Origin of the sequence: uncultured Kriegella sp. (assembly GCF_963975415.1) — a bacterium.
In the GTDB taxonomy this organism is placed as follows: domain Bacteria; phylum Bacteroidota; class Bacteroidia; order Flavobacteriales; family Flavobacteriaceae; genus Kriegella.
In genome coordinates, this window is sequence record NZ_CAXBGN010000020.1 from 50,760 (window position 1) to 57,961 (window position 7,202).

A 7,202-nucleotide genomic window follows, 5' to 3' on the forward strand; every position below is an offset into this window, starting at 1 on the left:
CAAAAATAGTGCCTATTTACCTATTTTAGTCGCTAAACGGGCCAAATAATTGTAATGATTTCCTTTGAATATAAGGTCACAGGCCAAATTATTGGCGTTTGCGGCACTTTCTAGCGTATCGAAATCAAGGTAGAGCCAGTAAAAGGAATTGCTCTTTACGCCCTTATATTTCATGGTAAATAATACTTCACCATAGTAGTTCTCGGGGTCAATTTTCCAATTTTCTTGATTTTCGGGGTCTTCGTCATCAGCGAACATATAAATGATGTCGCTTGAATCAAGTAAAATCTGCCCACCGGGCTTTAAGAGAGATTTTAAATGACTTAAGAACTGGTCCAAAAGTTTCAAATTACCTACTATTCCAATACCGTTCATAAGTAGGAGCAGCGTATCGAATTTCTTATCTTCAAAAGTAGCTATATCGGTATGAAGGGTATTCTTGATGCCCCGAAGTTTACAGGTTTTGATCGCACCCGCCGAGCTGTCGAGTGCAGTTACTGCAATGCCCTTTTGTTGTAAATATAAACTATGGCTACCGGCTCCACAACCAATATCAAGTACTTCGCCTTTGCAAAGTGCTAACGCTTTTTTTTCCACAGGAGGCATAGCCTCAAAACCTCGGAACAGGTAGGGAAGGGGCATCACGTCTTTTTCGTCAAGTGAAGAATAGGTGTAGATATCTTCGGAATACCTTTCGTTCTGATAGTCTAATAAAGCTTTTCCGAAAACATCTTCCATTTAAATTTGTATTTTACGTGTCCTTCCGTGTTTTTTTCTGAAAAAGAGCGCAACAAAAATAACGATTTAAAGGAATAAGGGGCCAAAAGAGACTGTATGGATAAAATAATTAAAAAATTACCGAAAAGGGCGAGAGAAAAGCATGCGGAAAACAAGAAGTTTTTCATGAAGCTCAAAAAGAAACCTCCGAAAAACCTTGATTATGTAATGCAAGAACTTCATGAGAATGAGTTTGAACGAACCGACTGTCTCAATTGTGCCAATTGCTGTAAAACTACCGGGCCATTGTTTACCCGAGCCGATATCGAGCGTATTTCAAAGTACCTGCGATTGAAACCGCAGCAATTTATTGAAAAATTCTTGCGTATCGATGAAGATAGGGATTATGTGTTGCAAGAATTGCCTTGCCCGTTTCTTGATAACGATAACTATTGCGGCATTTATGAAGAGCGTCCCAAGGCATGTCGGGAGTTTCCGCATACGGATCGGAAGAAATTCCACCAAATCAGTAACATCACCCTTAAGAACGTAGCAATTTGTCCGGCAGCTTTTAATATCGTCGAGGAAATGAAAAAAAGAGTGGCGGTGAAGTAGCGCACATGAAAATGGTCAATAAACAATAAACAATTAGCAATAAGGAACAAACAATTACCATTGAATGGGGGCAACTGAAATTCAGGTGCTCAATTCGCTACTTCAGAGGTGGTTAGTAAAGGAGTTCGACGAAAAATGGATTTTTGTATCTTTAAGCATGGAGTCTATTATTTCATATTTTGAGACCATACCTTCTTCACACCGGTCGCTATTGTTAGTTGGAGGAATTACCCTTTTTTGGATTTTAGAGGGTTTTGTACCGCTTTTTAAATTCGATTATAAAAAATGGCGGCATGCCCTGCCCAATTTGTTTTTTACCCTTACTACCGTTATCATTAATTTTTTGTTAGCTTTTTTATTGCTTAAAACCAGTGATTGGACGGTTGTCAACGACTTTGGTATACTGAATTGGTTGCCCTCAATGCCCTTGTGGGCCTATATCGTTCTTGGAGTTTTGCTATTGGATTTTATAGGAGCGTATTTGGCCCACTACATCGAACATAAGGTAAAACCGCTTTGGATGATCCATTTGGTGCACCATACCGATCATAATGTAGATACGACCACTGCCAATCGACACCACCCCTTGGAAAGTATGATTCGGTATGCATTTACACTTTTCGGCGTATTTATTATCGGGGTGCCCATTGGTATCGTGATGCTCTATCAATCCCTTTCGTTAGTAGCAACCCAGTTGGGCCATGCCAATATTCGATTGCCAAAAAAAATCGATGAGGTCTTGAGTTATGTCATCGTATCCCCCGACATGCATAAAGTACATCACCATTATGTGTTGCCTTATACCGATAGCAATTATGGGAATATCTTCTCGATATGGGACCGGCTTTTTGGTACGTTTATGAAGTTAGATCGAGAGGCTATTGTCTATGGTGTAGACACCTTTCCCGATGTCTTGGAAAATGGAAGTATTAAAGGCTTGCTCAAACAGCCTTTTCAAAAATATCGAAAACCGACACAGTGAAAATATATGGTACTCTTAATACTGTTGTTTAGGCTATCGGATGATTGACGACAAATTGCCTTGAAACTAAATTCCAGCCGATGAAAAAACTTTTAAAACCTGCCAGTCTACTATTTAATTTGCTTTCACTCTTGGTTTTCTTTATCATCGGAATGTACTTTGCCGGATGGATGGAAGCAGGGAAAAACCAAGGATTGGCCGGTGGTGCCATCGTTTTCGGTTGGGGTGTTCTTTTTGGGGGAATCGCATTTGTCGCATCGTTTTTTGCAACCTACCGTCTGCCCCATGGTAAAATAAAGACAGGCAATTGGGTGCTTTTTGTAATTCTGCTGCTTGGCTATGGTATTACGCACTATCGTTTTATGCAACGCGATAAACTACAGAAGGAAAGAAACAAGCCTTACAATAAAGAGACCCCTACCAAACCCGCACCGACCAGTGAGCCCACCGCTATGCTTTTTGTTGAGGAGGAGTTCAAAGAAGTGCTGTCTCCGACACACCTAAAACAAGAAACGCAATGGGAAGGAATGGGGTATTTTGCTCCTAATTTTAATGAGTTGTCCGTACTATATTTTTATGGGAATCCGAACCTTAAAAAACCTGAAATTGATATTTCGCCTTATGATAGCCTTACTTTTAAACGCAATACTTACAATCAATTTGAGATTGCTACGGCACCGCCTTGGTTAGTGCCCGATATTATGAAACTTGATTACGATACGCTGTATTTCAAGATTGAAAGTGTTACCGAAGAATTTGTCGAAGTGATTGTGAATTCTCAAAACAATCGAACTGCCTACGTGCGTAAAAGCGATGGAAATGTCGTCTATTGGCCCGATTTTCTACTTGGTGTACACTCCGTGGAATTCCTTCCAGGGTCCAACGAAAAAGTAAGGGCGCGTCCTTTTCAGGCCTCTGGGAGTATCCATACGGAATACCAATTTATGAAGCCGATTAAAATAAAGGGAGACTGGGCCGAAGTATGGTTGCTCGATGCGCAATTTCAAAATATCGGAAAAGGCTGGATACCTTGGAGGCGTGATAATAAACTTTTGGTACGCTTTAATTTGTTCAGCTGATAAGGCTGACGCACTTCTTTTTTCCTCTTAAAAACAACTTTTGTCGAGTTTGCCGGGCGCCGAAGATGAATTCTGCCACTCATGGGCAGCTTTATATTTTTCGAAACAAGAGTTTTGGTGAACAGCGTAAAATACCTAAGGCGAATTCCGTTATATTTATAGGCTTTCAAAAATATAGATGAAAAGAAATTTGGTCAGGTATAGAAATAGTGCGCTTCGTAAGTTCGTAAGACGGCATCAGAAATATGCCCCTATCATCTTCTTTATCGGAGGTTTCATTTTTGATACCTTGACCTTGGGCCGTATCGACCGGTTATACGACCTTGTTGTCTTGTGTTTGTACATGAGTTTGTTGACCATTACACTTTATGGCTATAATTTGGCCGACGATGGTAGCTGGAAAAATACGATGCTGGAACGCTATGAAGAATATTTCCCCCTGGCTATTCAATTTTTCTTTGGCGGACTCTCAAGCGCCTATGTTATTTATTTCTCGAGAAGTGTTTCCCTATCAAAAACAATGTCCTTTTTTGTTATTCTGGTGGTCTTGTTTTTGGCCAATGAGTTTCTGAAACGAAGAATATCGAACAAGTATTTGCAATTTAGCGTGTACTTCTTTATCAGTTTTACTTTTTTCACCTTTATCATACCGGTCTTTATTAAAGAAATGAATACCCGTGTCTTTCTCTTTTCCGGCTTGGCGAGCCTGGTCTGTACCTTGGTTTTGATCAGTATCATTTATGTGCAAAGTTTGAGTACACGAAAAGAAATACACCTCGGCAAGCTAATGGGTATCATAGTATTCATGTATGCCATAATAAACATATTTTACTACTTTAAGCTAATTCCGCCTGTACCTTTGGCTATGGATACGGGTCTGGTAGCCCATAATATCACGATAGAAGACAATACCTATTTTGTCACTTATGAAAGGGATGAATGGTTTGTATTTTGGAGAGGTCATCGAATTGAGTTTATACACAGACCCGATGAAAATGTTTATGTATTCTCTTCCATATTTGCCCCGACGGACTTAAAAAAATCGATGTTTCACCGGTGGACATGGTTTAACCCAGGCACCAGGGAGTGGGAGACCGTCGAAGACATCGGTTACGATATTATGGGGGGTAGGGATAATGGTTTTCGTGGTTATACCTATAAAAACAATGTAAAAGAGGGCCTTTGGAAAGTTCAAGTAATCACTGAGGAAGAGTTGGTATTGGGGGTCATCGATTTTGAAATTATAATGAATCCGGATCTGGAACCCCAAAGAATGATCGAGAAGCGATTCTAAATTGGCTCTTTGGAAATGTTTTGCTTTTTTTGTTAAGGGCTAGGGGAAAGCGGCGAAAATGAACTTCCAAACCGACGAAATCTTAAAAACCACAATGAACAAAATAGATACGATTTCGCTGCAACAAGCAAGAAAGATGGTTTTGTTGTCGCAAAAATTGCCTCCTACAAAGCAAACGGGGAGTGCACTCGCGGCTACCCTATCGGCAATTGAACATTTGGGTTATATTCAAATCGACACTATTTCTGCCATTCAGCGTGCACATCATCATACCCTGTGGAACCGAAACCCGCGTTATAAAACAAACCATCTTGGGCAGCTATTTAAAGAAAAAAAGGTTTTTGAATATTGGTCGCATGCGGCGGCCTATCTCCCTATGCGTGATTATCGCTTTACCTTGCCGCGCAAACACGCTATAGCGAACGGACATCAAAATCACTGGTACAAACGCAACGAATCGCTGATGAAATCGGTGTTACAACGTATTGCTACCGAAGGCCCTTTAATGGCCAAAGATTTTGAATATACGGGCAAGAAAATGGGCGAATGGCAGACCAAGCCGGCCAAGCAAGCTTTGGAATATCTGTTTATGCAAGGCGACCTTATGATTCCGTATCGGGTGAATTTTCATAAAGTATATGATCTGACCGAACGGGTCTTGCCCGAAGGCATAAATACTGAAGTGCCTGGCCCCAAGGAATATGCACGTTTTTTGATTCTGCAATACCTACGTGCCAATGGTTTGGGGCAAGCAAATGAAATGGTGTATCTTCTCAAAAACACCAAGACTACTGTTTTGACGGTTTTACGGGAAATGATGGAACAGCAGGAATTGCTTCAGGTCAACACGGGTGGAAACGTATATTATGCTTTGCCATTGGCACTGGAACTGCTGAACAAGCCCTTGTCGCGAAGCAAACTAAAAATACTCTCCCCATTCGATAACCTACTCATACAACGCAAACGTATGGGGGCTTTGTTCGGTTTTGACTATTTGTTGGAATGTTATACCCCCGAGGCAAAGCGGCAATACGGTTATTTCTCGTTGCCCATTTTATGGGATGGAAAACTAGTGGCGCGAATGGACTGCAAAGCCGATAGAAAAAAGGCCCTCTTACGGATCCATCATTTGGCCCTGGAACCCGGCCTTGTAAAGTTCGATGCCTTTGCCCATGCTTTGGTCAAGGAGCTGCAGGCATTTATGGTATTTAATGGATGCAACGAACTACAATGGACCAAAACAAGCCCGAATAGTTTTAAATCGATATTGGAAAATAGTTATAAAAGAGAGGACTAGTGTATTGGTCAATTTATTGCGCGATAAAAGGAAAGGGATTTGATCGGTTTTGTTTCGATTTAGCGGTATAAAGCTGTATTTTACAGCGATATAAACAAGTTGTAAACAATTATGAAAAAAATACTCTTACTTTCATTAACATTCTTGATTTTCAGTTGTAAATCTGAATTACAAAAAGAAAATAATGATTTAGCTGACCTGAATCTTTATCTTCAGACAAAAGAAGATATTGACACTATCATGATTACTGATATTAGTCAAAATAGGGAAGTTCATAAAATAGCATATAAAGACACTATCAAAATCAATTTTAAAGACAGTCTAAATGATTTATATAATGTTTGTTTCTTTAAAAATGGTAAAATGGTTTCAAGTCCAATGCAGTATAGCCAATTATGGCTTAATGGAAAGAATATTGAGATTAAAGGAAAAATAGATAAACAACTTATAATTGATACCATAATTGGTTCTGACTTATACTACAAAACCAAAACATATCAGACAGGATTTAGGAGCCTCTATAAAACAAATGCAGATAGTTCAGAAATAAATACTTTTCTTTTAAAAAATATTCAGGACAATTTTGACAATCCTTTCTCTTTACATGTAATGTCCACGTATATTTTTAGAAATCAAAATAATAAATTTAAATTAAAAGAACTTCATCAGTTAGTAAGCAAACAAAGTGATTTATTAAAAAATCATAGTTTTTTTAATTATCACGAAGAGCTTGAAAAAAAATTAAGAATTACTGAATTAGACATTGACAATTTTTCTTTTTACAATCTTAAAAATGATATTGTAAAACTAAATTTTGAGAAAGACAAAACATACCTAATCGACCTTTGGTTTGTCAATTGTCCACCTTGCGTTAAAGACCATAAAGCTATTTCTAAAAAATTAGACTATTTAGAAAAAAACAATATTGAATTGATTGGAATATCAAGAGATAAAGAACATTCAAAATGGAAATATTATTTGGAAACCAATCATTATAACTGGGAAAACGTCAGACAAGTAGATTCATCTAAAACAATTACTGAAACATTGGGAATTTCTGCATTTCCAACATATTTATTAATTGAGAATGGTCGTGAAATTAAAATTACATTTAATTCATTTAAGGAAATAGAAAACTATTTAACTGAAAAATAACTGTTTACAACAAAGAACTGAGTTAAAAAACAACTGTTCCCTTGATTAGTTTTAAGACATAAT

Annotated in this window: 7 protein-coding genes; 6 read left to right on the top strand and 1 reads right to left on the bottom strand. The window is 38.4% G+C overall.

All coding sequences use genetic code 11. The annotated features are described in order from the left end of the window. Nucleotides 1–12: 12 nt before the first annotated feature. Nucleotides 13–738, bottom strand: coding sequence for a class I SAM-dependent methyltransferase (locus tag AACZ88_RS23655; protein WP_339716189.1), 726 nt, complete (start codon nucleotides 736–738; stop codon nucleotides 13–15). A gap of 96 nt (nucleotides 739–834) precedes the next feature. On the opposite strand from AACZ88_RS23655, the gene AACZ88_RS23660 reads away from it, so the two are divergent. The 6 genes from AACZ88_RS23660 (at nucleotide 835) to AACZ88_RS23685 (ending at nucleotide 7,139) form a co-directional block, all read left to right on the top strand. Further along, on the top strand, nucleotides 835–1,332 hold the full coding sequence (locus AACZ88_RS23660; protein ID WP_339716192.1) for a YkgJ family cysteine cluster protein: 498 nt from the start codon (nucleotides 835–837) through the stop codon (nucleotides 1,330–1,332). Nucleotides 1,333–1,489: 157 nt separating this feature from the next. Further along, the gene (locus AACZ88_RS23665; RefSeq protein ID WP_339716206.1) at nucleotides 1,490–2,314 is read left to right on the top strand and encodes a sterol desaturase family protein; all 825 of its coding nucleotides are present in this window, start codon (nucleotides 1,490–1,492) and stop codon (nucleotides 2,312–2,314) included. 80 nt (nucleotides 2,315–2,394) lie between these two features. Then, on the top strand, nucleotides 2,395–3,393 hold the full coding sequence (locus tag AACZ88_RS23670; RefSeq protein ID WP_339716195.1) for a hypothetical protein: 999 nt from the start codon (nucleotides 2,395–2,397) through the stop codon (nucleotides 3,391–3,393). Between the two features lie 178 nt (nucleotides 3,394–3,571). Next, complete coding sequence (locus AACZ88_RS23675) at nucleotides 3,572–4,687, top strand: DUF2914 domain-containing protein (protein ID WP_339716198.1); 1,116 nt, start codon at nucleotides 3,572–3,574, stop codon at nucleotides 4,685–4,687. A 94-nt stretch (nucleotides 4,688–4,781) separates the two neighbouring features. Beyond that, nucleotides 4,782–5,984 carry a crosslink repair DNA glycosylase YcaQ family protein gene (locus AACZ88_RS23680; protein ID WP_339716201.1) on the top strand — a complete coding sequence of 401 codons (1,203 nt, stop codon included), beginning with the start codon at nucleotides 4,782–4,784 and terminating at the stop codon, nucleotides 5,982–5,984. A 111-nt stretch (nucleotides 5,985–6,095) separates the two neighbouring features. Continuing rightward, complete coding sequence (locus tag AACZ88_RS23685; RefSeq protein ID WP_339716204.1) at nucleotides 6,096–7,139, top strand: TlpA disulfide reductase family protein; 1,044 nt, start codon at nucleotides 6,096–6,098, stop codon at nucleotides 7,137–7,139. The last annotated feature ends 63 nt before the right edge of the window (nucleotides 7,140–7,202 follow it).